Below are 24,703 nucleotides of genomic sequence, written 5' to 3' on the forward strand. Positions count from 1 at the left end.
CCGCCCCGCCCCTCCTGCCGGCTCGCCCGTATTTGCGGCTAGGCACCGGAAGCCTCTATAATTCCGCGGCTTCGCGCCCGGGTACGCCCGGCCGGACCGCCCACGTCGGGCGTCACCGACGAATCCACACCTGTCGCCACCGCCCGTGCCGGGGTGCCCTTCATCCGAAGGGTTCGGTCACGGAAGCGACAGGGAGGCCCAACCCCGGAACCCTGCCCTCGCGGGCACCGCCTTCCTTTTGCCTGGCGGCGGGTTCCTTATCAGGAGTAGAGCAATGCCCCAAGTCACCATGCGCCAGATGCTGGAAGCCGGCGTCCATTTCGGCCACCAGACACGCTACTGGAACCCCAAGATGGCGCCGTACATCTTCGGTGCCCGCGGCAAGATCCACATCATCAACCTCGAGAAGACCGTTCCGCTGTTCAACGACGCGATGAACTTCCTCTCGGGCGTCGCCCAGAAGCGCGGCACCATCCTGTTCCTGGGCACCAAGCGCAGCGCGCGCGAAGCCGTGAAGGAAGAGGCCGTGCGTTGCGGCATGCCGTACATGACCCAGCGCTGGCTGGGCGGCACGCTGACCAACTTCGCCACCGTGAAGAAGTCGGTCGCCCGCCTGAAGGAACTGGAATCCGCCGAAACCGACGGCACCTTCGAGAAGCTGGTCAAGCACGAAGTGCTGGGCCTGCGCCGCGAGCGCGACAAGCTGGAAGCGTCGCTGGGCGGCATCAAGGAAATGAACCGCCTGCCGGACGCGCTGTTCGTCATCGACATCGGCCATGAAGACATCGCCATCAAGGAAGCCAAGAAGCTCGGCATCCCGGTGATCGCGGTGGTCGACTCGAACTACGACCCGGCCCTGGTCGACTACGCCATCCCCGGCAACGACGACGCCATCCGCGCCGTGCAGCTGTACGCCCGCGCCGCCGCCGACGCCGTGCTGGAAGGCAAGGCCGCTTCGCCGAACGCCGCGACCGTCCGCGAGGAAGAGTTCGCCGAAGGTGGCGACGACAAGGGTGCCCGCCGCGCCCCGGCCAAGAAGGCCGCCGGCAAGAAGTCCGACGAAGCCGCCGCCGAGTAATCCGGCTGCAACGCCGCCGCGCCATGCTGCGCGGCGGCCATGTTTTTCCCTTCTCCCGTCGGGAGAAGGTGCCCGAAGGGCGGATGAGGGTGCGGTAAGGATGTCGGCGCTGCAAGCGTCGCGGTTCCGCCGGACCCTCACCCCAACCCCTCTCCCGATGGGAGAGGGGCTTTGCCAATCTAAACCGAGGTAATCCCGTGGAAATCACCGCTTCCCTGGTCAAGGAACTGCGCGAGCGCACCGGCGCCGGCATGATGGAGTGCAAGAAAGCGCTCACCGAGAACAAGGCCGACATCGACGCCGCCGCCGAGTGGCTGCGCAAGTCGGGCCTGGCCAAGGCCGACAAGAAGGCCGACCGCGTCACCGCCGAAGGCCGCATCGCCGTGGCCCAGGACGCCGGCAAGGCCGTGCTGGTCGAGATCAACTCCGAGACCGACTTCGTCGCCAAGGACAGCAACTTCATCGCCTTCACCGACGCGATCGCGCAGGCCGCGCTGACGTCCGGCGCCGCCGATGCCGAAGCCCTGAAGAGCGCCAAGCTCGCATCGGGCGAGACGGTCGAGGAAGCCCGTGCTGCCGCGATCGCCAAGCTGGGCGAGAACATGCAGATCCGTCGTCTGGTCGCCATCGACAGCGCCCACAACGTCGCGGCCTACGTGCACGGCGGCAAGATCGGCGTGCTGGTCGAGGTCAAGGGCGGCGACGCCGACCTGGCCCGCGGCCTGGCGATGCACATCGCCGCGATGAACCCCCCGCACAACAAGGCCTCCGACGTGCCGGCCGAGTTCGTGGCGAAGGAAAAGGAAATCGAGCTGGCCAAGATGTCCGACAAGGACAAGGCCAAGCCGGCCGACATCCTGGAGAAGATCATCTCCGGCAAGATCAACAAGATCGTCAACGAAGTCACCCTGTACGGCCAGCCGTACGTGCTGGACAGCGACAAGACCGTCGAGCAGGTGGTGAAGGCCGCCGGCGCCGACGTCGTCGGCTTCCAGCGCCTGGTGGTCGGCGAAGGCATCGAGAAGGTGGTGGAAGACTACGCTGCCGAAGTGATGAAGCAGGCCGGCCTGGCGTAAGCCACCGTCGATCCGGTGTGTGCAGGAAAGCCGCGGGGAACCGCGGCTTTCTTGTTTTCTGGAGTACGCATTCCGCGTATCGCGACCGTTCGTCGCGCCTCCCTAAAGTTTGCCCTTCCTGCGCCGAAACTGGTTACAAAGGTGACACTTCGTCACGCTTTGCTGGCATGCTGCCCGCAACCTCCTCTCAACGCAGTGCGCACCCGGATGCGTCCCGAACTCGAAGCCCAGCTCCTGAATTGCCGCAACCTGCCGAGCCCCCCGGGCGTGGCATTGCGCATCATCGAGCTCGCTCAGGACCCCGAGGTGGTGATGGCCACCGCAGCCGATGCGATCGGCCTGGATGCCGCGCTCAGCGCGCGCATGCTGCGCATCGCCAACTCGCCGTTGTACGCCAGCCGTCGCCGCGTGGAGAACCTGTCGCAGGCGCTGACGGTGCTCGGTCTCAATGCCACCCTGACCCTCGCGCTGGGGTTCTCGCTGGCCCGCTGCGGCAACGGCAGCCATCCGGTGGCGCAGGGCCGCGTCTGGCGCCGCAGCGTGATCGCGGCGCTGGCCTGCCGCCTGCTGGGACAGCACGCGGGCGTCCGCAAGGCCGAGGAGCTGATGCTCGCCGGCCTGCTGCAGGACATCGGCATGCTCGCCCTGCTCGAGGTCCTCGGCGAAGACTACGCGCGCCTGGTGGAGAACGCGGAAGACAATGCCGCACTGCTCGCCGCCGAGCGCGAATGGCTGGGGTGCGACCACGCCACCGTCGGCGGCTGGCTGGCGCGCCAGTGGAACCTGCCGGCGTTGCTGCGCGAAGCGATCATCGAAAGCGAACATCCAGCATCGGACACCGGCTTCAACGCGTGCGTGGCGGTGTCGGGCCATGTCGCCGACATCTGGCTGGCGACGGGCGATGCGGATCGCACCGACGCCGCGCATCGCGATGCCGCGTTGCACGCCGCCACCCGCCTAGGGTTGGATTACGCCGCTTTCCTGAGCCTGATCGAGGAAATGGTCGTCGCGCTGCCGGAAGTGTGCGCGATGTTCGACGTGCCACCCGCGCCGCCGGCCCGCATCCAGGCCCTACTGGACCAGGCGCGCGAACTGCTGGTGGTGCGCAACCTGCGCGAGATCCAGGAAGCCGCGCGCGCGCGCAAGGAAGCCGACGAACACGAAGACCGCGCGCGTCGACTGGCCGAGGAAGTGCGCCGCGACCCGCTGACCGGCGCGTACAACCGCAGCCAGCTGGAAGAAGTGCTGGAGAAGGAATTCGACGCCGCCACCCGCCATGGCTGGCCGCTGTCGATCGCCTTCATCGACCTCGACGATTTCAAGCAGGTGAACGACCGTTGGGGCCACCTGGTCGGCGACGAGGTCCTGCGCAACTTCGCCAAGGCCCTGATGCGGCGCGTGCGCAGCAGCGACATCGTCGCCCGCTACGGCGGCGAAGAGTTCCTGGTGGTGCTGCCCGGCATCGGCGAGGAAGCCGCGGCCCAGGTCGTACGCCGGATCCTGTCGGAAGTGTCCTGCGCGGCGATGGCCGACGTGAGCGGCCAGCCCCTGCATGTGACCTTTTCGGCAGGACTCGCCACGCAGGGCACGCTGGAGCAGTTCCGCCACGTCGACGACCTGCTGCGCGCGGCGGACGAAGCGCTCTACGGCGCCAAGCGCCAAGGCCGCAACCGCGTCTCGGTCGGCGCCGTCGGCCCCTGAGTCGCGCGCACCGGGTCGGCCGGCCACGCCCTCACCCGATCGGTCGACCGCTCAATCGCTTCCGAGGCGTTCCCGCAACGGCGCGAGATATCGCTCGTAGGCCCGCCATTTCGGCGTCTCTTGGACGTGGATGCGGTCGCGCACCTGCACCGCACTGGCCGTGACGATGCCCCGCGTGCGGGCGTGCATCCCCAGCATGTCCGGTTCGAACGCGATGCCGATGAACGCGCAGACCCGCCGGACCACCTGCTCCGGATCGCGGGTGAGTTGCGCGTAGTCCACGTCCAGTATCCGTCCCGGATAGCGGGCGTGCCAATGCGCCATCAGGGCGCGGTAGTGCCGGTAGAAATCGGCCAGTTCGCGCTGGTCGTAGCTGTACGGATTGGCGTCGGAGAACAGTTCTCGCAGGTTCGAGAAGCAGGTCTCCATGGGGTCGCGCACCATGTGCAGGATCTTCGCCTGCGGCAAGGCTTCGCAAATGAAACCCGCATTGAGGAAGTTCGAGGGAAGCTTGTCGGTGAAGTGGCCTTCGCCGGACAGCCGCCATGCCACGCCCTGCAGATAGCGCTCCCCGACCGCGGCGAAGTCGACGGCCGGGGCGCGTCCGACGATCTCGGGATCGATCACGCCGGCGCAATGATGGTCGGTCGCATAGCGCATCGCACTGGTGAAATCGTAGAGTTCACCCAGACCGCGCACGTCGGAGTGCCCGTCCAGCAGTTGCTCGATCAGTGTGGTGCCTGAGCGGTGCATGCCCACGATGAATACCGGCATGGCAGGCGCATCGGACGGTTGCCGCGAGGGCGAGGTGCGGGATTCGAAGCGCAGCAGCCGTTCGAACACCTCCTTCGACCGTGCCTCGTCGTAGCGCAGCGACGAGCGTTTGCTGGCGCACCCTTCCTGCAATGCACGCCACGCCTCGTCATGCAGGCCGAGGTCGTCCAGTTCCTTGTGCAGCGCGAAGGCGAGCAAAGCGCGATCCTGCGCGGTCCGTTGCGGGACCTGCAACTGCGCGCGGATATGCGCGAGGTGGTTCTCGCTGGCGCTCTGCCTGCGTACCTGGGACTGCAGCCAGTAAGCCTGCGCGATCTGCGGCGCACGCGCGAGGACCCGGGAGATGTCCTCACCCGCTTCGGCGAACCGCCCCAGGAACATCAGCACATGGGTGCGCGACAACAGCGTCGGCGGATAGTCGGGATCCGCGTTCCTGGCCTCGTCCAGGAACGCGATCGCGTGCTGCGGCAGTCCCGCATAGGTCAGTTGCGCGGCGATGGCGATCAACGAGGGAATCGGGATCCTGGACATCGGCAGCATGCGCTCGATGCACGCCAGCATGGCCGGGACTTCATTGAAGGTGCGCAGCCGTGCCAGCAGCTCCTTCAGGACGTCGGCACGCTGGGTCGGGAGCTCGCTGGCCTGCAATGCATAGTCGTGCGCGGCACGGTAATGTCCCACCAGCGATTCCATGTAGGACAACTGCAGCAGGATGTCCGGATCGCCGGGCGACAAGGCCGACGCCTGCAGATAGCACTCGATCGCCTGCCCGAAGTGCTTCGCGACGGCATGAGCCTGCGCCTGCGCGGTCAGGGCGGCCACCCGATCGGACATCGGTTCAGCCCCCATGTTCCGCCCGCTGCGCGTCGAGCATCAGGCGCAGGGGCTCCAGCTGCGGCGCATATCGCTTCCATGCCCCGATGCCGCCCGCGTGTATGGGGGAACGGACCTGCGAACTGCTGGCCGTGGACACGGGCGACGCGTTGGCCGTGATGTCCAGCATCCCCGCGGCGGGCGCCAGTCCGCAGAAGGCGAGCACGCCCTGCAGGGTTTCGTCGCCGGCCTGGACCAGCGCCTCGTAGTCCACGATGCGCACGGCTCCCCGTCCGCTTGCCTCCCAATGCCCCATCAGCGCCTCGAATCCCCGGTGATGGGCGGCCAGGTCCTCGAACGCGTAGCTGTAAGGATATGCGCCGCCTTCGAACGGCTCCTTCAGGTTCGAGAAGCAGGCATCCATCGGATCGCGCCGGACGCAGATGATGCGCGCTTGGGGAAGCGCCCGCAGTATCAGCCCGACGTTGAAGAAGTTCTGCGGGTTCTTGTCGATGAAGTAGTCATGGCCCGCGATCATCGGCGCCAGGCGCTCCAGGTAGCGCGCGCCGACCTTGGCCGGATCCAGCCCTTGCAGCTTCTCCCATCGCGACTCTTTCATTCCGCCCTTGTAGAAATGGTCTGACATTTCGCTTGTCGCCGCATCGAAGTCGTTGCGCTCGCCCAACGACGCGACCTGGGGATGATTGCCCAGTACGCGGTCCAGCAGCGTCGTTCCCGTGCGCGGCATGCCGACGATGAAGATCGGCACCGGCCCGGTCGATCCGCCAGCGACCGCAGGCGGGATGTCCCCTGGATTCGACCGTAGCAGTCTTTCGAACCCCCGCGCCTCCTCGTCCCGATCGTGCCGCAGCGTGCGGCGAACCAGGGCGGCGCCTGCTTCCAGTGCGGCCCAGGCGGGCCCCGCCTGATCCGCTGCATCAAGTTCCTTGAACAGGGCGTAGCGCAGCTGCGCGCTTTCGGGAGAGCCGTCGGCATGCTGCCGCAGCGCTGCCTCGACCCTCGGCACGCGGACGCCCGGGGGTCTGGAGGCCTGGTGGTACGCCAGGGTCCGATGCACGTACGCGTCGCTCGGGTTCAGTCGCAACGCGTACTCGTAGTGCTCGGTGGCTTCATCCAATCTCCCCAGGGACCTGAGCACGTTGGCGCGGGTGTGGCAGAGGAGCGCATTGGGTTTCACGCGCGCGCCCACGTGCGTCAGGAATTCGAGCGCCAGTGCGTGCTGACCGACCAGCCACAGATGCTGTGCGAGCACGGCCGCTTGCTGCAGGACTTCGCGATCGGACCAGTCCATCGACCGGATCAGACGGACGATCTCCGCATCTTCGGCAAAGGCGAGCAATCGCAGGCTCACGAAGCCCACGCTTTTCGCATCCTGAGTTTCAGCGCATACCCGGCCGGCCTGCAGGGCATGGTTTCGGGCCTCGACATAGCGATCGGCGATCTGCGCGAGCCGGGAAAGGCGCAGGTGTGGCCCCACCATCTTCGGCGCTATCGCCAGCATCGCTTCATAGCAGGCGCGGGCCGCAGGCAGGTCCGCCGCGGCTTCGTGATGATTCGCCTCGTTCCAGTGGCGCTGCAACGCTGGGTTCATGGTCATCGTCAGGGTGGAGCTTGCCCAAGCATATCCGCACGGGGATCGCCGTACTCAGGAGCGCACAAGAAAAAGGCCGCCCGAAGGCGGCCGAGAGAGCAGTGACTCATCGTTTTTCTTCGAACAACGTGGATCAGAAGTCGTACTGGACCATGAAGCGGACCGACCGGGGTGCCTGGTAGGAGCGCGGCAGCAGGTAGGTGCTCAGGGGGTTACCCGTCGCCGAGTCCTCCGCCACTTCGCTGACGGCCGTGACCTTCTGCGAATTGAACACGTTGAACACGTCAACCTTGAACTGCAGACCCGGTGCGAACGAGGGACGGAAAGCAACGTTCAAGTCCAGGCTCGTGGTCGTCGGCAGGCGCCCGGCGGTACCACGCGGCACCGCGCTCACGGTGGAGTCGTCCGACGCGCCGTTCTCGGAGTTGCTGCAACGCATGAAGCCCGAGCCATAGGGGTGCGGCGCGTAGTTGGTTACGGTCCCCACCGGCTCGAGCGGATTGGTATCCAGTACGCCCAGGCAGTTGATCGGGCGCCCGGTCTGGACGATCAGGTTTGCACCCAGCGACCATTCGTCAGTGAAGTCGTAGTTGCCGAATACCTTCAACGCGTGACGGCGATCGTTGGGCAGGTAACCGTAGGTATCGACCGTCAGTTCACGGTAGTCGAAGTCCTGGGTGGTGTTCGTGTCGCCCTGGCCGATGTCGGACTTCACGCCACCTTCGGTATTGCCCTTGTTGTAGCCGAGCGTGTACGAGGCCTGGAAGAAGAACTTGTCCCAGCTACCGTCCATGAACAGCTCGAGCGCCTTGTACGAACGCTTGGCGGGCGGGCTGAGGCGGTCGCCTTCCACCGTGTAGGTGGTGTAGACGCCGTCGCCGTTGAGGTCCGTGACCAGCACTGCATCTTCGCCCGGGTTGAACAGACGGCAATACGGGAAACCGGGGTTCGGCACCGTGTAGTCGAGTCCGTCGGCATCGGCCAGGTCGGTGATGGCGGTGTAATCGCAGTTGTCGTCGATGGCCGCCTTCAGCTTGCGGTAGATGCCGCGCGCACCGACGTTGAGGTGGTCGGTCAGCGTGGTCTGGAAGCCGAGGATGAACTCGTCCTGGTACATCGGATCGAGGTTCTTGCTGGCGATCGTGTTCGGATCATGTGCCTGGCCGTCTTCGCCGTTGATCAGGTTCAGCGGATTCAGCGGGTTGATCAGGATCGGCGCGCCCGTCACCGGGTCCACGCCCGAGAAACGGTTGTTGTTGGAGCGCTGGTAGATGGAGGCGCTGGAGCCGCGCACGGCCACGCTCGGCGTCAGCGGCAACGCATAGCGACCGGCGTTGCCGTAGATCTTCAGCGACGAATCGCCCTTAGCATCCCACGAGAAGCCCAGGCGGGGACCGAACTGGTTGTCGATCTTGACGAAGGCACGGCCGTCGGAGCCCAGGTTCTCGAACGTGTCCCAGCGGGCGCCGAGATACGCCAGGAAGTTGTCAGTGATCTTCCACGTATCCTCGAGGTAGTAGGCGCGCTGCTTGACTTCGATGGTCGTGCCGCGAGCCGTGGTCTGGCGACGGACCACATCGAACTCGTCGCCGGTGTTCGGGCGACCATCGGGGCCGTTGTTCGTCGAGTAGCGCCACAGCCAGCCGCCCACGTTGGCTTCGCCGGCCACCGATTCGTAGTTGTCCACGTCCACACCGAAGCGCAGCTGGTGCGGCCCGAGGATCCACTCCGCGTCGATGCGGTACTGGTCGCGGGTGTCCTTGTTGTTCGACGCCTGCAGCAACGCACCGTCGGTGAGGTGGCACAGGCTGCCGTAGGCGCCCGTGATCTCCTTGCGATAGCCGGGACGCACGTCGATGATGGCCGGGCAGCCGCCCAGGGCGGTGGTCCCGTTGATGTCGGTCGTATAGGCCGTGGTGATATCGCCGTTGTAGCTGACCCTCGAGCCGTCGGGATTCTTCAAGTACTGGCTGCGCTTGAACTCGCCATGGCCGTAGAGCGCGGTCAGGGTGAAGGTGTCGGTAAGGTAGCCGGTGTACTTCAAGACGTAGTTGTTGCCACCCTGCTCATCGTGGACGGTGCCGACATAGTTCGTGCGGTTCACTTCGCCCGGCGTGTTGTTGTAGACCCGGGTCTCGCTCTCCTGCTTGTCGGAGAACGCCGTCAGCTCGAGCTTGTTGCTGTCGTTGATGTTCCAGTCGAACTTGGCCAGCCAGGTCGGGTTCTTGATCGAACCGTTGCGGTTGGTGACCGCATCCACGTTGCCCCAGGTATCGGTGTCGGTCTTGCCATAGGACAACAGGCCGTACGCGAAGAGGGTGTCCTTCACCAGCGCGCCACCCGCCCACACCGCGCCGATCAGTTCGTCCTGCGAATCCTTGCTGTTGTTCTCGGCCACGTTGCCGTAGTCGCCCGGCACCAGCGGATTGGAGAACTTGTAGTCGTCCACGTCCGAACGCAGCGATTTCGGCGACCAGAACACGTTGGCGCCCGCCTTGAACTCGTTGGTGCCGCGCTTGGTGATCTGGTTGACCACGCCGCCGAGCGAACGCCCGAATTCCGCGCCGTAGCCGCCGGTCTTGATCTGCTGCTCGGCGATCGCTTCGAACGGAACCTTGGAGAAGTTCAGGCTCCGGAACGAGTTGGTGATGTTGAAACCGTTGATGTAGTACTGGTTCTCGGCGACGGACGAGCCGCCGAACGAGGCGAGGTTGCCGAAGGCGCCATCGCCACGCACCGTACCGGGGGCCAGCAGCGCCACCGAGGTCGTGTCGCGGGGTACGGGGATCCGGGCGAGCTGCTCGGAGGTCAGGATGGTGGTGGACTCGACCGACGACACGTCGATCGGATTGACCAGCTGGGAGCCGGTGACGGTGATCGTGCCGAGCGTGGTGGCACCGCTGCCGGAACCTTCCGCGCCGAAGTTGACCGCGGTACCCGTACCGACGTTGACCGAGACCTCGCGCGTCGACGTCGTGCCGTCTGCGCGCTGCAGGGTCACGCGATACGTGCCAGGCGACAGCGCGGAAACACGGTACGTGCCGTCGGCGCCGATCGCCACTTCACGGCTGAAGCCGGTGGCCGGGTTCTGGACCAGGACCTTCTCGCCCGCCGAGGCCTGGCCGAAGACCGCGCCGGAGGTATTGGATTGGGCGTAGATCGAAGAGTTGAAGCAGACGCCGAGCGCCACCGTAAGGGCGCTGCGTTTGAGTGTTCGATTGAACGTACGCTTGGACACTGTGCGACTCCCAGCTGCAGGTTGATTCACATGAGCGTCCGGACCGGCCCGCCCTCCGACCATCGTGACTTTAGTCACGCGACATTAGCCACGCGCCTTAATAGCAGGTTAATCAAATGTTGGAATTAGGTTACGCAATAATCGTGCAATACTGAGATGCTTGTCACAAAAAAAGCGGCATCTCACCTCCCTCGGCACTTGGCGTCGCTTCACAAATAGCGTAACGGCGCTAACGCTTCGCCTGGTCCGGCACGCGAAATCGGTCGCAAACGGCGGTGTCGCCGTCGATGGCCATCCCTCTGGGGTCAACGCCCTGCGACAGAAGTGTCGAGGCGCCCGGCGCGCGCAGGAACCCCGCGCGCGTGCCGGTTCAAGGGGTACTCGCCAGCCTTGGATGCCCGTTGGCGCGTGCCGGCAACGCAGGGCAAGGGCCGCCTTACCGCCCCAGCACCGAGACCGATGGGATGCGTTACGAGTCCGACAGGGCGGCGTCATTGCCCGCGCCCTGCGGAAAAGCCGAGGCTCCCACGCGGGGAATCCCGGGCCTCCTAGCTACTACTGCCTGGCCTGGTAGACCACTTCTTCATAGGGTTGCACGACCACCCAGCCCTCGCCCGCGAACCTCAGCTGCACGCTCTCTCCCGAGCCCCGGCCGAGCAGGGTACCCAGCGAGACGTTGGTGACGATTTCCGGCGTCAGCCCGCCCGACCACGCGACCGTGGCGTTCGGGTCGGTGAAGACGGGACCGGTCTGTGCCGTCACCGGCAACGTCAGCGGCTCGTAGTGGGAGGTGATGGCGACGATGCCATGGCCGCTCAGGCGCACGTTGAACAGACCGCCGGACAGCATGCCGGCCACCTTGCGCATCATGGTGATGCGGCTCTCGATGCCCGATTCCACCGCCAGCACATCGTTGCCGTTGACGAAGATCGACTCGCCCGCCAGGCGCAGGAGCGTGATCTTCTTGCCGGCGTCCGCCAGATAGACGCGGCCCTGGCCCTCGATCTTCATCAGCTGCATGCCTTCGCCGCTGACGGCCTTCTTCAGCAGGTTGCCCAGGCCCTGTTCCAGCATGCCCTGCCGGGTGAACTTCACCGCGCCCTTGCGCGCGACCATCGCGCCGGCCTTGGCCCAGACCAGCCCGTCCAGACGCACCTCGAGCAAGTGCGGGCTCTCCAGTTCGAAGGCGTCCGCACTGGCATCCTTTTCCCTGGAAGAAGCGATGAACTCCTGCAACGTGCGCACGCTCATGTCGATGCCTTGAAGGTCGTCTGACGGGAGCGCCATCATAGCCCGCACCCCTGGAGGCCTCCCATGCCGCAGATCCTGCCCGTCCCCCTTGCGCTGGATGGCGTACCGCGCGAGCCGATCGCCATCGACCGGCTGATCGCCGGCCAGCCCTCGCAAGCGGTCGCCAACGCATATTCCTCGCCGGATGCGCGTTTCCACTGCGGCGTATGGGAGGCCGATGCCGGCACCTGGCGCGTGAGCTACACCGAGCACGAGTTCTGCCACCTGGTCGCCGGTCGGCTTCGTCTGCGCGGCGACGACGGTGAAGAGACCGTGTGGGCGGCGGGCCAGAGTTTCGTGGTGCCGGCAGGCTTCAGCGGCACCTGGGAAGTAATCGAACCGGCGCGCAAGTTCTACGCGATCTACGAACCCGGCGACTGACGCGATAGCTGCGCTCGGATAGAATTACGCTGTTTGCCCCCACGCCGAGATCCCCATGACCGCACCCCTCGCTTATCGCCGCATCCTGCTCAAACTGTCCGGCGAAGCGCTGATGGGGGCCGAGGACTACGGCATCGACCCGGCCGTGATCACCCGGATCGCCAAGGAGATCATCGAGGCGCGCGACGCCGGTGCCGAGATCGGGCTGGTGATCGGCGGCGGCAACATCTTCCGGGGCGCGGGCCTGGCGGCCGGCGGCATGGACCGGGTCACCGGCGACCAGATGGGCATGCTGGCCACGGTGATCAACGCGCTCGCCATGCAGGATGCGCTGGAAAAGCTCGGCGCCAAGTGCCGGGTGATGAGCGCCATCAAGATCAACGACGTGTGCGAGGACTACATCCGCCGCCGCGCCATCCGCCACCTCGAGAAGGGCCGCATCGCGATCTTCGCGGCCGGCACCGGCAATCCGTTCTTCACCACCGACTCGGGCGCCGCGCTGCGCGCGATCGAGATCGGCGCGGACCTGCTGTTGAAGGCCACCAAGGTGGATGGCGTGTACGACAAGGACCCCAGCAAGCACGCCGACGCCAAGCGTTTCGACCAGCTGACCTACGACGATGTCATCGCCCGCGACCTGCAGGTGATGGATACGGCCGCGTTCGCGCTGTGCCGCGACAGCGAAGTGCCGCTGCGCATCTACGATCTGTCGGTGCCGGGCAACCTGATGCGCATCCTGCGCGGCGAGCCCATCGGCACGCTGGTGAAAGGCCGCAACTGACGCTCCGCCGCTGTAATAGTGTCCGTGCCGGGCCACCGGCACCCTAGTCGCCATGGGACACGGACACGGCGCACACGCACACACCCACGGCTCGGCCACCCGCGCCTTCGCGGTGGTCACGCTGATCAACCTCGCCTACACCGCCCTCGAGGCGGGGTACGGTTTCTACACCAACTCCCTGGCCCTGCTGTCCGACGCCGTGCACAACCTCGGCGACGTACTGGGACTGGCGCTGGCCTGGAGCGCCGCCGCGCTGGCGCGACGCCCCCCGCGCGGGCGCCACACCTACGGCTGGCGGCGTGCCACGCTCCTCTCCCCACTGGCCAACGCCCTGCTGCTGGTGGTGTTTTCCGGTGCCCTGGGCTGGGAAGCGGTGCGCCGTTTCAGCGCGCCGCCGGAGATTCCGGCCACCCCCGTGATCGTGGTGGCGGCGCTGGGCATCCTGGTCAACCTGGGCGCCGCGTGGCTGGTCCGCGACGGGCATGCGCACGACCTGAACAAGCGCGGCGCCTTCCTGCATCTGATGGCCGATGCCGCGGTCTCGTTCGCCGCGGTGCTGGCCGGCATCGGCATGGCGACGCTGGGCTGGGCCTGGCTTGACCCCGCCACGGCCCTGCTGATCGCCGTCGTGGTCGCCATCGGTTCGTGGAGCCTGCTCCGCGACAGCTTCGCCGCCGCCATGGATGCGGTACCGGGCAGCGTCGATCCCGAGGAGGTCGGGCTGTTCCTGCGCGGGCAGCCCGGTGTATCGGCCGTCCACCATCTGCACATCTGGTCGCTCGGCGCCAACGAGATCGCCCTCACCGCCCACCTGGTGCGGGCCCGCGAAGACGACCACGATGCCTTCATCGATGCCACCGTCCACGCGCTGGACGATCGTTTCGGCATCAATCACGCCACCCTGCAGATCGAACGGGGCGCCGGCTGCGGCCACGATCTGCACGATGCCGCGCCGCATCATTCCCACTGAACGGCCTCTCGGCGGTCGGCAACGGCGCCGAATCGCCCTATAATCGGTCGTTTACAGGCTTTGCAACGGAAAGGGCGATGCTCAACGACATCAAGAAAGACGCGCAGGCGCGCATGACCAAGAGCATCGAGGCGCTCCGCCACACGCTGGTCAAGGTCCGCACCGGTCGCGCCTCAACGGCCCTGGTCGAGCACCTGAAGGTCAACTACTACGGTTCCGACGTGCCGCTGAGCCAGGTCGCCACGGTGACGGTTTCCGATTCCCGCTCGCTGACGATCACCCCCTGGGAGAAGCAGATCGTCGGCGCGGTGGAGAAGGCGATTCTGGCCTCGGACCTGGGCCTGACGCCGAACACCGCCGGCACCACGATCCGGCTGAACCTGCCCGCCCTCACCGAGGAGCGCCGCAAGGAACTGTCGAAAGTGGTCCATGGCGAAGGCGAGGACACCAAGGTCGCGATCCGCAACATCCGCCGCGATGCCAACCAGCAGGTCAAGGACCTGCTGAAGGACAAGCAGATCACCGAGGACGAAGAGCGCCGGACCGAAGACGAGATCCAGAAGCTCACCGACAAGTCCATCAAGGATGTCGATGACGTCGTCAAGGCCAAGGAACAGGAACTGATGGCGGTCTGAGGACTGCCATGTCCCCTGCCGCTTCCCCGTCCGTGCCCCGCCACCTGGCCGTCATCATGGACGGCAACGGGCGCTGGGCCGAACGCCGTCGGCGCCCGCGCGTCATCGGTCATCGCGCCGGCGCCCGCGCGGTCAACGTCTGCATCGACTTCTGCCTGGAGCGCGGGATCGGCGCGCTGACCCTGTTCGCGTTCTCGAGCGAAAACTGGGGCCGGCCGGAGGAAGAAGTCGGCGCCCTGATGAAGCTGTTCCTCAACGCGCTGGATCGCGAGGTGGAAGAGCTCCACCGTCGCGGGGTCCGCGTGCGCTTCATCGGCGACCGCACGCGCTTTTCCGCCGACATCCGTGCGCGCATGGATGCCGCCGAGGCGCTGACCCTCGACAACGCACGCCTGCACCTGGTGGTCGCGGCCAGCTACGGGGGACGCCAGGACATCGCGCACGCGGCGCGCGCGCTGGCGGAAGAAGTCGCCGCGGGCCGCCTGCGCCCGCAGGACATCGACGAAGCCGCGCTCGGCGGCCACGTGGCGCTGGCCGACCTGCCGGCCCCCGACCTTTTCATCCGCACCGGCGGCGACCACAGGGTAAGCAATTTCCTGTTGTGGCAGTTGGCCTATACCGAACTCTGGTTCACCGAGGTGCTCTGGCCGGACCTGGATGCCACCCTGCTGCAGCGCGCGCTGGACGATTTCGCGCAGCGCGAGCGGCGCTTCGGCCTGACCAGCGCCCAGGTGGCCGATGGCGCCACGGAGGACACTCCCGCATGAGCGCCACCCGCACCCGCGTCATCGCCGCGCTCGTCATGGCGCCGTTCGCCATCGGCGCCATCCTGCTGCTGCCGACCTCCTGGCTGGTCATGCTCGCGGCCCTGGTGTTCCTCATCGGCCTGTGGGAGTGGTTCAAGCTCGCCGAGATCGACGACACCCTGCAGCGGACCGTACTGCTGACCGCCAACCTGCTGTTGATGGTGCTGCTGGTCTGGGCGTCGCGCGGTTCCACCGACCTTGTACCCCTCCGCCTGATGGCGCTCGCCGGCGCCGTCTGGTGGCTGTTCGCGCTGCTGTGGCTCCGCTTCTTCCATTTCGCGTCCGACCACGAGACGTGGGCGCGCGTGTTCAAGCTGGCCGCCGGCACGCTGGCCGTGGTGCCGGCCTGGTGCGCGCTGGGACTGATCCACTCGTCCGAACCGAACGGGCATATCTGGCTGTTCACGGCGCTGGCCATCGTCTGGGCCGCCGACAGCGGCGCGTATTTCGCGGGCCGTCATTTCGGCGGCAGGTGGTTCGCCGGCCGCAAGCTGGCGCCGCGCATCAGCCCCAACAAGACGCTCGAAGGGCTGCTGGGCGGCCTTGCCGCGGGCCTCGTGGTCGCCGCCATCGGCGCGCTGATCGCGGGCGCGGGCGCGTCCTACCTGCCTGGCGTGCTGCTGGTCGCCATCTTCACCGTGCTGTTCTCGGTCGTGGGCGACCTGTTCGAAAGCCTGCTGAAGCGCCACGTGGGCGCGAAGGACTCGGGCGACGTGATCCCCGGCCACGGCGGCGTGCTGGACCGCATCGACGGCGTGCTGGCCGCCCTGCCCATCTTCGTGCTCGGCAAGGAAGTCTTCGGATTCTGAGCATGGCCGCACACGCACCCCGCAATGTGGCGGTCCTGGGCGCGACGGGTTCGATCGGCGCTTCCGCGCTGGACGTCATCGCCCGCCATCCGGATCGCTACCGCGCCAGCATTCTGGCCGCGGGCTCGAATGTGGACGCCCTGATCGCGCTGTGCGTTACGCACCGGCCGGACCATGCCGTGATTGCCGATGCGTCGCTTTACCCGCGGCTGCGCGATGGCCTGGCCGATGCGGGTCTTTCCACCCAGCCGCATGCGGGTGATGCGCCCCTCGACGCGCTCGTCGCCGACGGGGCATGCGACACGGTCGTGGCCGCCATCGTGGGCGCCGCCGGCCTGTCCTCGACGCTCGCGGCCGCACGCGCCGGCAAGCGGCTGCTGCTGGCCAACAAGGAGTCCCTGGTGCTCGCCGGTGAGCTCGTCACCGCCGCAGCCGAGGCCGCCGGCGCCGAGATCATCCCGATCGACAGCGAGCACAACGCGATCTTCCAGTGCCTGCGTTCACGACAGGCTCAGGGCGAGGTCAGCCGCATCGTGCTGACCGCGTCGGGCGGTCCGTTCCGGGGACGCAGCCGGGAAGAACTCGCGCAGGTCACCCGCGCGCAGGCCGTCGCCCATCCGAAATGGTCGATGGGGCCCAAGATCTCGGTCGATTCGGCCACCCTGATGAACAAGGGCCTGGAACTGATCGAAGCGCACCACCTGTTCGGCGTCGGCCGCGAGCGCCTGGACGTGCTGGTGCATCCGCAGAGCCTGGTGCATTCGCTGGTGGAATTCGTCGACGGTTCCACGCTGGCGCAGCTCGGCCTGCCCGACATGCGGACGTCGCTGGCGGTGGGGCTCGGCTGGCCCGAACGCATCGCCTCCGGGGTGCAGGGGCTCGACCTGCTCAAGCATCCGCGGCTGGAGTTCGAGGCACCGGACACCGACGCCTTCCCCTGCCTGCGGCTGGCCTGGGAGGCGATGGCCGCGGGTGGCACCGCGCCGGCGGTCCTGAATGCTGCGAACGAAGTCGCAGTTTCAGCCTTTCTTCAGGGCCGCGTGGGTTTCCTATCCATTCCCGCGCTGGTCGAGGACGCCCTCGCCGCGCTGCCCGCAACGCCGGCGGATTCGCTGGACGTCTTGCTGGAAGCGGACGCGCAGGCCCGACGACTGACCGAACGCAACCTCGCAGGCCACCCCTCCCCCATGAGCGCCGAGATCCGATGAGCGACCTGCTGGGCTCCATCTGGTGGATGATCGTGGCGCTGGGCGTCCTGGTGACCTTCCATGAGTTCGGCCACTACTGGGTGGCGCGCCGCTGCGGCGTCAAGGTGCTTCGCTTTTCCGTCGGCTTCGGCAAGCCGCTGTGGTCGCGCCGCGACCGCCATGGCACGGAGTTCGCGATCGCCGCGATTCCGCTCGGCGGCTACGTCAAGATGCTGGACGAAGCCGAGGGCGAGGTGCCTGCTGCACAGCTGGACCAAGCCTTCAACCGGAAATCGGTCTGGCAGAGGATCGCGGTGGTCGCTGCGGGCCCGCTCGCCAACCTCGTCCTTTGCGTGGCGCTGTTGTGGGTCATGTTCGTGCTGGGCAAGCAGGACTATTCGGCCACGCTGGGCGGCGTGAGCGGCATCGCCGCCGATGCCGGGCTGGAACGTGGAGACCGCATCGTCCGGATCGGCGACCGCGCGATCGACACCTGGACGGACGCCTCCATCGTGCTGACCAAGGCCGCCATCGACGGCGACGACGTGCCGGTGGAGGTCGAAACCGCCGCGGGCACCACCGCCACGCGGACGCTGGCGCTGTCGCGGCTGCCGGTGGATTTCGACCAGGAGAACGTGATCGGCCTGGCCGGCCTGACCTGGCGTCATTGGGTCGTTCCCGCCACGATCGGCAAGGTCGGCCCCGGCACGCCGGCCGACGGCGTCCTGTTGCCCGGCGACGTGGTCACGGCCGTGGACGGCCAGCACGTGCATGGCTTCAACGACATCGCCACCCAGGTGGACGCGCTGGGCAAGCGCGGCGGCCCGGCCATGGTCGAGGTCGACCGCGCCGGTGAACGGCTGGCCTTCGAACTCGAACCGCGCCGGATGAAGCGCCCAGACAATGGCCAGGACTACTGGGGCCTGGGCCTGGCGCCGCCGGACACCGCCCAGATGCCCGGCTATGACGCCACCCTGCACTATGGCCCGCTGGCGGCCGTGCCCGCCGCGCTGCGCGAGACCGGCAAGCTGACCGCGGATTCGCTGGGCATGATCCGCCGCATGCTGACCGGCGATGCATCGCTGAAGAACGTATCCGGCCCGATCACCATCGCCCAGGTGGCGAATGTATCGGCCAAACGCGGGCCGGACTGGTTCCTGTGGTTCCTCGCGGCGATGTCCCTGAGCCTGGCGATCATCAACCTGCTGCCCATCCCCGTCTTGGACGGCGGGCACCTCCTGTATTACCTTATCGAGTTGGTCAAGGGCAGTCCCTTGAGCGAGCGCCACATGGTGGCCGGACAATACGTGGGCCTGGCCGCGCTGGCGGGTCTGATGGGATTGGCGTTCTACAACGACATCCTGCGTCTGGTGACCTGATGCCCCTGAACTTTCTCGGGCCGGCCCGCTCCAAGGGTCGCCCCCAGCCGGCAAGCCCCGGGGACGCAGCCCTGCGCCCCACTCCTGCCTCGCAGGAATTACCCCAATCGGAAGTGATGATGACGCGACTGCCCTCCCGCCGCCTGCTTGCCCTCGCCCTGGCCTCGGCCATCGCCATGCCGGCACTGGCCCAGACGACGGAACCCGCCCCCGCACCCGCGGCGGCCGCACCGCTGAGCAGCGACACCTTCACTGCGACCGATATCCGCATCGACGGCCTGCAACGCATTTCGGCCGGCACCGTGCTGACCTACCTGCCGATCGAGCGGGGCGAGCAGGTCACGACCGCCGGCGTGGCCGAATCCATCCGGGCGCTCTACAAGACGGGCTTCTTCGAAGACGTCAAGCTGGATCGCCAGGGCGACATCCTGGTCGTCACGGTCACCGAGCGCCCCGCCATCAACAAGCTGACGCTCACCGGCAACAAGGACATCAAGACCGAAGACCTGACCTCGGGCCTGAAGGACATCGGCCTGGCCGAAGGCGAGACCTTCGACCGGCTGAGCCTGGACCGCGTGACGCAGGAACTCGTGCGCCAGTACAACAACCGCGGCAAGTACAACGTCGAGATCACGCCCACCGTCAGCCCGCTGGACCGCAACCGCGTGGACGTGACGATCACCGTCAAGGAAGGCAAGGCGGCGAAGATCAAGCACGTCAACGTCGTGGGCGCCGAGAAGTTCGAAACCGAGGACCTGCTGGAGAACTGGGAATCCAAGGAATCCAGCTGGCTGTCCTGGTACCGCCGCGACGACCAGTACTCCAAGGAAAAGCTGTCGGGCGACATGGAGCGCCTGAACTCCTATTACCTGGACCGCGGCTACGTGGACTTCAACATCGACTCCACCCAGGTGTCGATCAGTCCCGACAAGCGCGACATGTTCATCACCGCCGGCATCTCCGAGGGTGAGCAGTACAAGATTTCCGAGGTGAAGGTCACCGGCGACACCGTGCTGCCGAAGGAAGAGATCGAAAAGCTGGTGATCGTGAAGCCGGAGCAGACGTTCTCGCGCATCCTGCTGGAGATGACCTCCGACTCGATCACCGCCACGCTGGGCAACATCGGCCACGCGTTCGCGCAGGTGAATCCGATCCCGACGATCGACCGCGAGAACCGCACCGTCGCGATCAACCTGCAGGTGGTGCCGGGCCCGCGCGTCAACGTGCGCCGGGTCGTCTTCAAGGGCAACACGCGTACGTCCGACGAAGTGATGCGCCGCGAGATGCGCCAGTTCGAAGGCAGCTGGTTCTCGCAGGTGGCGGTGGACCGTTCGCGCGTGCGCCTGCGCCGCCTGGGTTACTTCGAGACCGTCGACGTCGAGACCACGCCGGTGCCGGGCACCACGGACCAGGTGGACGTGGTCTACACCGTGAAGGAAACGACCTCCGGCAGCTTCGTGTTCGGCCTCGGCTATTCGCAGCTCTCCGGCCTGACCACCTCGATCCAGCTGTCGCAGAACAACTTCCTGGGCGGCGGCAACCGCGTCGCCGTCGAAGCCCAGCGCAGCGACTACCTGCAGCGCTATTCGTTCTCGTACACCAACCCGTTCTTCACCGACGAAGGCATGTCGCTGGGCTACAACCTGTGGTGGCGCGAGTTCGACTATTCGGACTTCAACACCGCGCAGTACTCGACCACCAGCGCGGCCGCGCAGGGCATCCTGGGCCTGCCGATCACCGAGAACGACACCGTTTCGCTGCTGTTCGGCCTGGACAGCAACGAGATCCTGACGTTCCCGGGCTCCACGCCGGCGTCCATCATCGACTACATCAACGCGGTGGGTCAGCGCACCTTCCACGCGTGGCGGACCGAGCTGGGCTGGGCGCGCGACACCCGCAACGACTACTTCATGCCCACGGGCGGCACCTACCAGCGCGTGTCGGCGGAAATCGCGCTGCCGGGTTCCACCGTCGAGTACTACAAGCTCAACTACGAGTTCTCGAAGTACTGGTCGTTGAGCCCCTCCTTCGTGCTCAACACCCGTGCCGAGATCGGTTACGGCGACAGCTACGGCTCGGACATCTACCGCTACATCTGCCGCGTCAACGGCTCGGACCCGCAGATCCCGGGCCAGCCGAACACCACCCCGCCGTCGGCGGATGGCACCTGCGCGGACGGCGGCACGCTGGACAGGACCCTGGTCGCCACCGGCCTGCCCTTCTTCGAGAACTTCTACGCCGGTGGCACGCGGTCGGTGCGTGGTTTCCGCGACAACACGCTGGGCCCGCGCTCGGAAGTCATCAGCGGTTACCGCGGCCAGCCGCTGGGTGGCTCGTTGAAGACCACGGGCTCGGTCGAACTGATCTTCCCGAAGCTGTTCGACTCCAACGCAGCGCGCATCTCGGCGTTCTTCGACTTCGGCAATGTCTTCGATGGCGTCGACAACTTCGACGCCGGCGAACTGCGCGCCTCCACGGGTGTTGCGCTGCTCTGGCGTGCGCCGGTGGGCCCGATCTCGATCAGCTACTCCTTCCCGATCAAGAAGGAAGAGGGCGACGAGCTGGAGCGCCTGCAGTTCACCTTCGGCGGCGCGTTCTGACGGTAGCCACCGGCGGCATGAAAGACGGAAAGGGGGCGAAAGCCCCCTTTCTGCTGTCCACCATACGCCACCGTGAAAGCGGTCGGGCGTCCGCTGGCGCTAAACTACGCGCCTTATGACGCCACCCATCCACACCGCCCGCGCGCTGGCCGACCGCTTCGGCCTTGAACTGCGCGGCGACCCCGAACTCCGCATCGAAGGCGTCGCCACCCTGGGACGGGCGGAGCTTGGCCAGCTGGCCTTCCTGGCCAATACCCGTTACCGCGGACAGCTGGCCGAGAGCCAGGCCAGCCTGGTGGTGCTCCGTGCCGAGGACGCCGAGGCCGCGCCCGGCGCCGTCCTGATCGCGAAGGACCCGTACACGGCGTTCGCCAAGATGGCGGCCCTGTTCGACAGCAAGCCCGTGCGCGCACCCGGGATCCACCCCAGCGCCGTGATCGATCCCAGCGCGCGCATCTCCGCCGGCGCGCATGTCGGACCCTTCGTCACCGTCGGCGCGCACAGCGTGGTCGGGGACGGCTGCGTGCTCGGCCCGGGTTGCATCATCGGCGATGACTGCAGCATCGGCGACGGCAGCGAACTGATCGCGCGCGTCACCCTCGTCACCCGGGTGCGCCTCGGCAAGCGCGTGCTCATCCATCCCGGCGCCGTGATCGGTGCGGACGGATTCGGCCTGGCGATGGACAGCGGGCACTGGATCAAGGTGCCGCAGCTCGGCGGCGTGGTCGTCGGCGACGACTGCGAGATCGGCGCCAACACCACGATCGACCGCGGCGCACTCGACGACACGGTGCTGGAAGAGGACGTCCGCCTCGACAACCAGATCCAGATCGGCCACAACGTCCGCATCGGCGCGCATACGGCGATGGCCGGCTGCAGCGCCGCGGCCGGCAGCGCGCGCATCGGCCGCTACTGCCTGATCGGCGGCGCGGCCGGCGTGCTCGGCCACCTCGAGATCTGCGACCGCGTGGTGGTCACCGCGATGTCGCTGGTGACCAGCTCGATCACCGAGCCCGGCGAATACTCCAGTGGCACGCCGCTCACCGACAACCGTACCTGGCGCAAGAACGCCGCCCGCTTCAAGCAACTGGACGCCTTGGCACGACGCGTGCTGGCGGCCGACAAGGAAAGCTGATGACCCTAGACCTGCAATTGCCCGTCGACGCCGCCACCATCCGCAAGCTGCTGCCGCACCGCTATCCGTTCCTGCTGGTGGACCGCGTGGTGGAGTTCGAGAAGGACAAGCGCGTGCTCGCCTACAAGAACATCACCCAGAACGAGCCCTTCTTCACCGGCCACTTCCCGGACCGTCCGATCATGCCGGGCGTGCTGATCATCGAGGCGCTGGCGCAGGCCGGCGGCCTGCTGACCCAGCTTTCGCACCAGGGCGATACGGCGGGACGCATGTTCTACATGGTGAAGGTCGAGAACGCCCGCTTCACCCGCATGGTGGTTCCCGGCGACCGCCTGGACCTGGACGTCACCCTGAAGCGGCTGATCCGCAACATGGCCTTCTATACCGGCGTGGCCTCGGTCAATGGCGAACAGGTCGCCTGCGCCGATGTGCTGTGCGCCGAGGACACCCGCTGAGATGACGGCCCCCACCGCCATCCATCCCAGTGCGGTCGTCGATCCCGGCGCCTCGTTGGGCGAAGGCGTCAGCATCGGGCCCTTCGCCTACGTCGGCCCCGAGGTCGAGATCGGCGATGGCACCGTGATCGGCCCGCATTGCACCGTCACCGGCCCCACCCGCATCGGTCGCGACAACCGTTTCGTCGGCCACGCCGCCATCGGCGGCGATCCGCAGGACAAGAAGTTCAAGGGCGAACGGGTCGAGCTGGTCATCGGCGACCGCAACCAGGTGCGCGAGTTCGTCACCCTGAACCGCGGCACCGCCACCGGCACCGGCATCACCCGGATCGGCAGCGATAACATGCTGCTGGCCTACACGCACGTGGCGCACGACTGCGTCATCGGCAACCACTGCGTGTTCTCCAACAACGCCACCCTCGCCGGCCACGTGACCGTGGAAGACTGGGTCATCCTCAGCGGCTTCGCGGGCGTGCACCAGTTCTGCCGGATCGGCGCGCATGCCTTCATCGGCATGGGCGTGCTGCTCAGCGGCGACGTGCCGCCATTCACCATGGTCGCCGGCGAAGCTTCGGGCCGGCCGCGCGGGATCAACAGCGAAGGCCTGAAGCGCCGCGGTTTCGATGCCGACCGGATCGCCGCGATCAAGCGCGCCTACCGCACGCTGTACGTCGCAGGCCTGCCGCTGGCGGAAGCCAAGCAGCAACTCGCCGAGCAGGCGCAGGCCAGCGACGACGTGAAGGCCCTGCTGCACTTCATCGACAGCGGCGAACGGCCGTTGCAGCGCTGATGGACGCGGCGCCCGCGGCCCGGCCGCTCCGCATCGCGCTGTGCGCGGGCGAGGCATCCGGCGACGGGCTGGGCGCGGGTCTGATCCAGGCATTGGAACAGCGCTTTCCCGATGCCGAATTCGCCGGCATCGGCGGCGACGCCATGCGCGCGGCCGGTTGCGACACCTGGTTCGATGCGAACGAACTCGCGGTGATGGGCCTGGCCGAAGTGCTGCGCCACCTTCCGCGCCTGCTGCGGCTGCGGAAGGCATTCCGCCAGCGCATGCTCGCCTGGAAGCCCGACGTCTTCGTCGGCATCGACGCGCCCGATTTCAACCTCGGCGTCGAGGCTTGGCTCAAGCAGCGCGGTGTGCGCACCGTGCACTACGTCAGCCCCTCCGTCTGGGCGTGGCGCGAGAAGCGGGCCGAGAAGATCGGGCGCAGCGCGGACCGGGTGTTGTGCCTGTTCCCGATGGAGCCGCCGATCTACGCGCGGCACGGCGTGGACGCGCGCTTCGTCGGGCACCCGATGGCCGACGACATCCCGATGCGTCCGGACCGCGGCGGCGCGCGCATGGCGTTGGGATTGGCGTCCGATGCGCCGGTGCTGGCCGTCCTGCCCGGTAGCCGGCTGGGCGAGATCCATCGCCTGGCACCCGCCTTCTTCGAAACCGCACGCCGTGTCGCCGCGGACATCCCGGGGCTCCAGATCGTCGTGCCGGCCGCCAACGCCGCCTGCCGGCAGGCCCTGGAGGCGCAGTTCGCCGCGCACGGCGCCGACGCCGCCTGGCATCTGCTCGACGGCCAGGCGCGCAGCGCGATGATCGCCAGCGATGTCGTGCTGCTCGCCTCCGGCACCGCCACCCTGGAAGCGATGCTGTGCAAGCGGCCGATGGTGGTGGGCTACCGGATCGCGCCGCTGACCTATCGCATCGTCAAGGGCCTGGGCCTGCTGAAGGTGGAGCGCTATGCGCTGCCGAATGTACTGGCCGGCGAAGACATCGCGCCCGAGCGCATGCAGGACGACTGCACGCCCGACCATCTCGCCGCAGACGTGCTCCATTGGTTCCGCTCACCCGCTGCGGTCGCCGCGCTCCAGCCCACCTACGATCGGTTGCACGTGCAGCTGCGGCAGGACGCGTCGGCCAGCGCCGCCGATGCGGTCGCAGGCGTGCTCGACGCGGTACCGCACGCGTGAACGCGGAAGGGCTCT

Annotated in this window: 20 protein-coding genes; 16 read left to right on the top strand and 4 right to left on the bottom strand. The window is 67.1% G+C overall.

What is annotated here, in order from left to right:
* The first annotated feature begins 274 nt into the window (after positions 1 to 274).
* The 3 genes from rpsB to BLT45_RS11965 all read left to right on the top strand — a co-directional run bounded on the left by rpsB (position 275) and on the right by BLT45_RS11965 (position 3,855).
* Entirely contained in the window at positions 275 to 1,078 is an 804-nt protein-coding gene (gene rpsB / locus BLT45_RS11955) for a 30S ribosomal protein S2 (protein ID WP_093300089.1), read from the top strand.
* 197 nt (positions 1,079 to 1,275) lie between these two features.
* The gene (tsf, locus tag BLT45_RS11960) at positions 1,276 to 2,154 is read left to right on the top strand and encodes a translation elongation factor Ts (RefSeq protein ID WP_093300092.1); all 879 of its coding nucleotides are present in this window, start codon (positions 1,276 to 1,278) and stop codon (positions 2,152 to 2,154) included.
* Positions 2,155 to 2,361: 207 nt separating this feature from the next.
* The gene (locus BLT45_RS11965) at positions 2,362 to 3,855 is read left to right on the top strand and encodes a GGDEF domain-containing protein (protein WP_093300095.1); all 1,494 of its coding nucleotides are present in this window, start codon (positions 2,362 to 2,364) and stop codon (positions 3,853 to 3,855) included.
* Positions 3,856 to 3,906: 51 nt separating this feature from the next.
* Here BLT45_RS11965 and BLT45_RS11970 read toward each other — a convergent pair whose 3' ends face one another.
* The 4 genes from BLT45_RS11970 to BLT45_RS11985 form a co-directional block, all read right to left on the bottom strand.
* Entirely contained in the window at positions 3,907 to 5,463 is a 1,557-nt protein-coding gene (locus tag BLT45_RS11970) for a tetratricopeptide repeat-containing sulfotransferase family protein (RefSeq protein WP_175455836.1), read from the bottom strand.
* A 4-nt stretch (positions 5,464 to 5,467) separates the two neighbouring features.
* Positions 5,468 to 7,054 carry a tetratricopeptide repeat-containing sulfotransferase family protein gene (locus tag BLT45_RS11975; protein WP_175455837.1) on the bottom strand — a complete coding sequence of 529 codons (1,587 nt, stop codon included), beginning with the start codon at positions 7,052 to 7,054 and terminating at the stop codon, positions 5,468 to 5,470.
* 133 nt (positions 7,055 to 7,187) lie between these two features.
* Positions 7,188 to 10,292 (bottom strand): TonB-dependent receptor, encoded by a 3,105-nt coding sequence (locus tag BLT45_RS11980; protein WP_175455838.1) that lies wholly within the window; start codon positions 10,290 to 10,292, stop codon positions 7,188 to 7,190.
* Between the two features lie 555 nt (positions 10,293 to 10,847).
* Positions 10,848 to 11,543: an AIM24 family protein gene (locus BLT45_RS11985; RefSeq protein WP_093300108.1), complete on the bottom strand. Its 696-nt coding sequence runs from the start codon at positions 11,541 to 11,543 to the stop codon at positions 10,848 to 10,850.
* Between the two features lie 63 nt (positions 11,544 to 11,606).
* On the opposite strand from BLT45_RS11985, the gene BLT45_RS11990 reads away from it, so the two are divergent.
* From BLT45_RS11990 to lpxB, 13 genes are all read left to right on the top strand, one after another.
* Positions 11,607 to 11,963, top strand: a complete 357-nt coding sequence (locus BLT45_RS11990; RefSeq protein ID WP_093300111.1) for a cupin domain-containing protein — start codon at positions 11,607 to 11,609, stop codon at positions 11,961 to 11,963.
* Between the two features lie 55 nt (positions 11,964 to 12,018).
* Positions 12,019 to 12,744, top strand: a complete 726-nt coding sequence (pyrH, locus tag BLT45_RS11995) for a UMP kinase (protein ID WP_093300115.1) — start codon at positions 12,019 to 12,021, stop codon at positions 12,742 to 12,744.
* 52 nt (positions 12,745 to 12,796) lie between these two features.
* Positions 12,797 to 13,714 (top strand): cation diffusion facilitator family transporter, encoded by a 918-nt coding sequence (locus tag BLT45_RS12000; RefSeq protein ID WP_093300118.1) that lies wholly within the window; start codon positions 12,797 to 12,799, stop codon positions 13,712 to 13,714.
* A 77-nt stretch (positions 13,715 to 13,791) separates the two neighbouring features.
* Positions 13,792 to 14,349 (top strand): ribosome recycling factor, encoded by a 558-nt coding sequence (gene frr, locus BLT45_RS12005; protein ID WP_093300121.1) that lies wholly within the window; start codon positions 13,792 to 13,794, stop codon positions 14,347 to 14,349.
* An 8-nt stretch (positions 14,350 to 14,357) separates the two neighbouring features.
* Complete coding sequence (gene uppS / locus BLT45_RS12010; protein WP_093300129.1) at positions 14,358 to 15,116, top strand: polyprenyl diphosphate synthase; 759 nt, start codon at positions 14,358 to 14,360, stop codon at positions 15,114 to 15,116.
* Positions 15,113 to 15,964 (top strand): phosphatidate cytidylyltransferase, encoded by an 852-nt coding sequence (locus tag BLT45_RS12015; RefSeq protein WP_093300146.1) that lies wholly within the window; start codon positions 15,113 to 15,115, stop codon positions 15,962 to 15,964. Before uppS ends, BLT45_RS12015 begins: the two co-directional genes overlap by 4 nt.
* A 2-nt stretch (positions 15,965 to 15,966) precedes the next feature.
* Entirely contained in the window at positions 15,967 to 17,172 is a 1,206-nt protein-coding gene (locus BLT45_RS12020; protein ID WP_093300152.1) for a 1-deoxy-D-xylulose-5-phosphate reductoisomerase, read from the top strand.
* Positions 17,169 to 18,530 carry an RIP metalloprotease RseP gene (gene rseP / locus BLT45_RS12025; protein ID WP_093300156.1) on the top strand — a complete coding sequence of 454 codons (1,362 nt, stop codon included), beginning with the start codon at positions 17,169 to 17,171 and terminating at the stop codon, positions 18,528 to 18,530. The genes BLT45_RS12020 and rseP overlap by 4 nt, the downstream gene beginning before the upstream one ends.
* Before the next feature lie 119 nt (positions 18,531 to 18,649).
* Positions 18,650 to 21,130 (top strand): outer membrane protein assembly factor BamA, encoded by a 2,481-nt coding sequence (bamA, locus tag BLT45_RS12030; protein ID WP_093301994.1) that lies wholly within the window; start codon positions 18,650 to 18,652, stop codon positions 21,128 to 21,130.
* 115 nt (positions 21,131 to 21,245) lie between these two features.
* Positions 21,246 to 22,265 (top strand): UDP-3-O-(3-hydroxymyristoyl)glucosamine N-acyltransferase, encoded by a 1,020-nt coding sequence (gene lpxD, locus BLT45_RS12035; protein WP_093300158.1) that lies wholly within the window; start codon positions 21,246 to 21,248, stop codon positions 22,263 to 22,265.
* A complete protein-coding gene (gene fabZ, locus BLT45_RS12040; protein ID WP_055935832.1) occupies positions 22,265 to 22,720 on the top strand; it encodes a 3-hydroxyacyl-ACP dehydratase FabZ in 456 nt (151 codons plus the stop codon). The genes lpxD and fabZ overlap by 1 nt, the downstream gene beginning before the upstream one ends.
* Before the next feature lies 1 nt (position 22,721).
* Positions 22,722 to 23,510 (top strand): acyl-ACP--UDP-N-acetylglucosamine O-acyltransferase, encoded by a 789-nt coding sequence (gene lpxA, locus BLT45_RS12045; protein ID WP_093300160.1) that lies wholly within the window; start codon positions 22,722 to 22,724, stop codon positions 23,508 to 23,510.
* Positions 23,510 to 24,688: a lipid-A-disaccharide synthase gene (gene lpxB / locus BLT45_RS12050; RefSeq protein ID WP_093300162.1), complete on the top strand. Its 1,179-nt coding sequence runs from the start codon at positions 23,510 to 23,512 to the stop codon at positions 24,686 to 24,688. The genes lpxA and lpxB overlap by 1 nt, the downstream gene beginning before the upstream one ends.
* Positions 24,689 to 24,703: the final 15 nt, after the last annotated feature.

Origin of the sequence: Pseudoxanthomonas sp. CF385 (genome assembly GCF_900104255.1) — a bacterium.
GTDB lineage: Bacteria > Pseudomonadota > Gammaproteobacteria > Xanthomonadales > Xanthomonadaceae > Pseudoxanthomonas_A.

Excerpts from the sequence above, each read along its gene's own strand:
- rpsB (WP_093300089.1), top strand. The coding sequence starts at position 275 with ATGCCCCAAGTCACCATGCGCCAGATGCTGGAAGCCGGCGTCCATTTC.
- BLT45_RS11965 (WP_093300095.1), top strand. The coding sequence starts at position 2,362 with ATGCGTCCCGAACTCGAAGCCCAGCTCCTGAATTGCCGCAACCTGCCG.
- BLT45_RS11970 (WP_175455836.1), bottom strand. The coding sequence starts at position 5,463 with ATGTCCGATCGGGTGGCCGCCCTGACCGCGCAGGCGCAGGCTCATGCC.
- BLT45_RS11975 (WP_175455837.1), bottom strand. The coding sequence starts at position 7,054 with ATGAACCCAGCGTTGCAGCGCCACTGGAACGAGGCGAATCATCACGAA.
- BLT45_RS11985 (WP_093300108.1), bottom strand. The coding sequence starts at position 11,543 with ATGAGCGTGCGCACGTTGCAGGAGTTCATCGCTTCTTCCAGGGAAAAG.
- BLT45_RS11990 (WP_093300111.1), top strand. The coding sequence starts at position 11,607 with ATGCCGCAGATCCTGCCCGTCCCCCTTGCGCTGGATGGCGTACCGCGC.
- pyrH (WP_093300115.1), top strand. The coding sequence starts at position 12,019 with ATGACCGCACCCCTCGCTTATCGCCGCATCCTGCTCAAACTGTCCGGC.
- BLT45_RS12000 (WP_093300118.1), top strand. The coding sequence starts at position 12,797 with ATGGGACACGGACACGGCGCACACGCACACACCCACGGCTCGGCCACC.
- frr (WP_093300121.1), top strand. The coding sequence starts at position 13,792 with ATGCTCAACGACATCAAGAAAGACGCGCAGGCGCGCATGACCAAGAGC.
- uppS (WP_093300129.1), top strand. The coding sequence starts at position 14,358 with ATGTCCCCTGCCGCTTCCCCGTCCGTGCCCCGCCACCTGGCCGTCATC.
- BLT45_RS12015 (WP_093300146.1), top strand. The coding sequence starts at position 15,113 with ATGAGCGCCACCCGCACCCGCGTCATCGCCGCGCTCGTCATGGCGCCG.
- BLT45_RS12020 (WP_093300152.1), top strand. The coding sequence starts at position 15,967 with ATGGCCGCACACGCACCCCGCAATGTGGCGGTCCTGGGCGCGACGGGT.
- rseP (WP_093300156.1), top strand. The coding sequence starts at position 17,169 with ATGAGCGACCTGCTGGGCTCCATCTGGTGGATGATCGTGGCGCTGGGC.
- bamA (WP_093301994.1), top strand. The coding sequence starts at position 18,650 with ATGACGCGACTGCCCTCCCGCCGCCTGCTTGCCCTCGCCCTGGCCTCG.
- lpxD (WP_093300158.1), top strand. The coding sequence starts at position 21,246 with ATGACGCCACCCATCCACACCGCCCGCGCGCTGGCCGACCGCTTCGGC.
- fabZ (WP_055935832.1), top strand. The coding sequence starts at position 22,265 with ATGACCCTAGACCTGCAATTGCCCGTCGACGCCGCCACCATCCGCAAG.
- lpxA (WP_093300160.1), top strand. The coding sequence starts at position 22,722 with ATGACGGCCCCCACCGCCATCCATCCCAGTGCGGTCGTCGATCCCGGC.
- lpxB (WP_093300162.1), top strand. The coding sequence starts at position 23,510 with ATGGACGCGGCGCCCGCGGCCCGGCCGCTCCGCATCGCGCTGTGCGCG.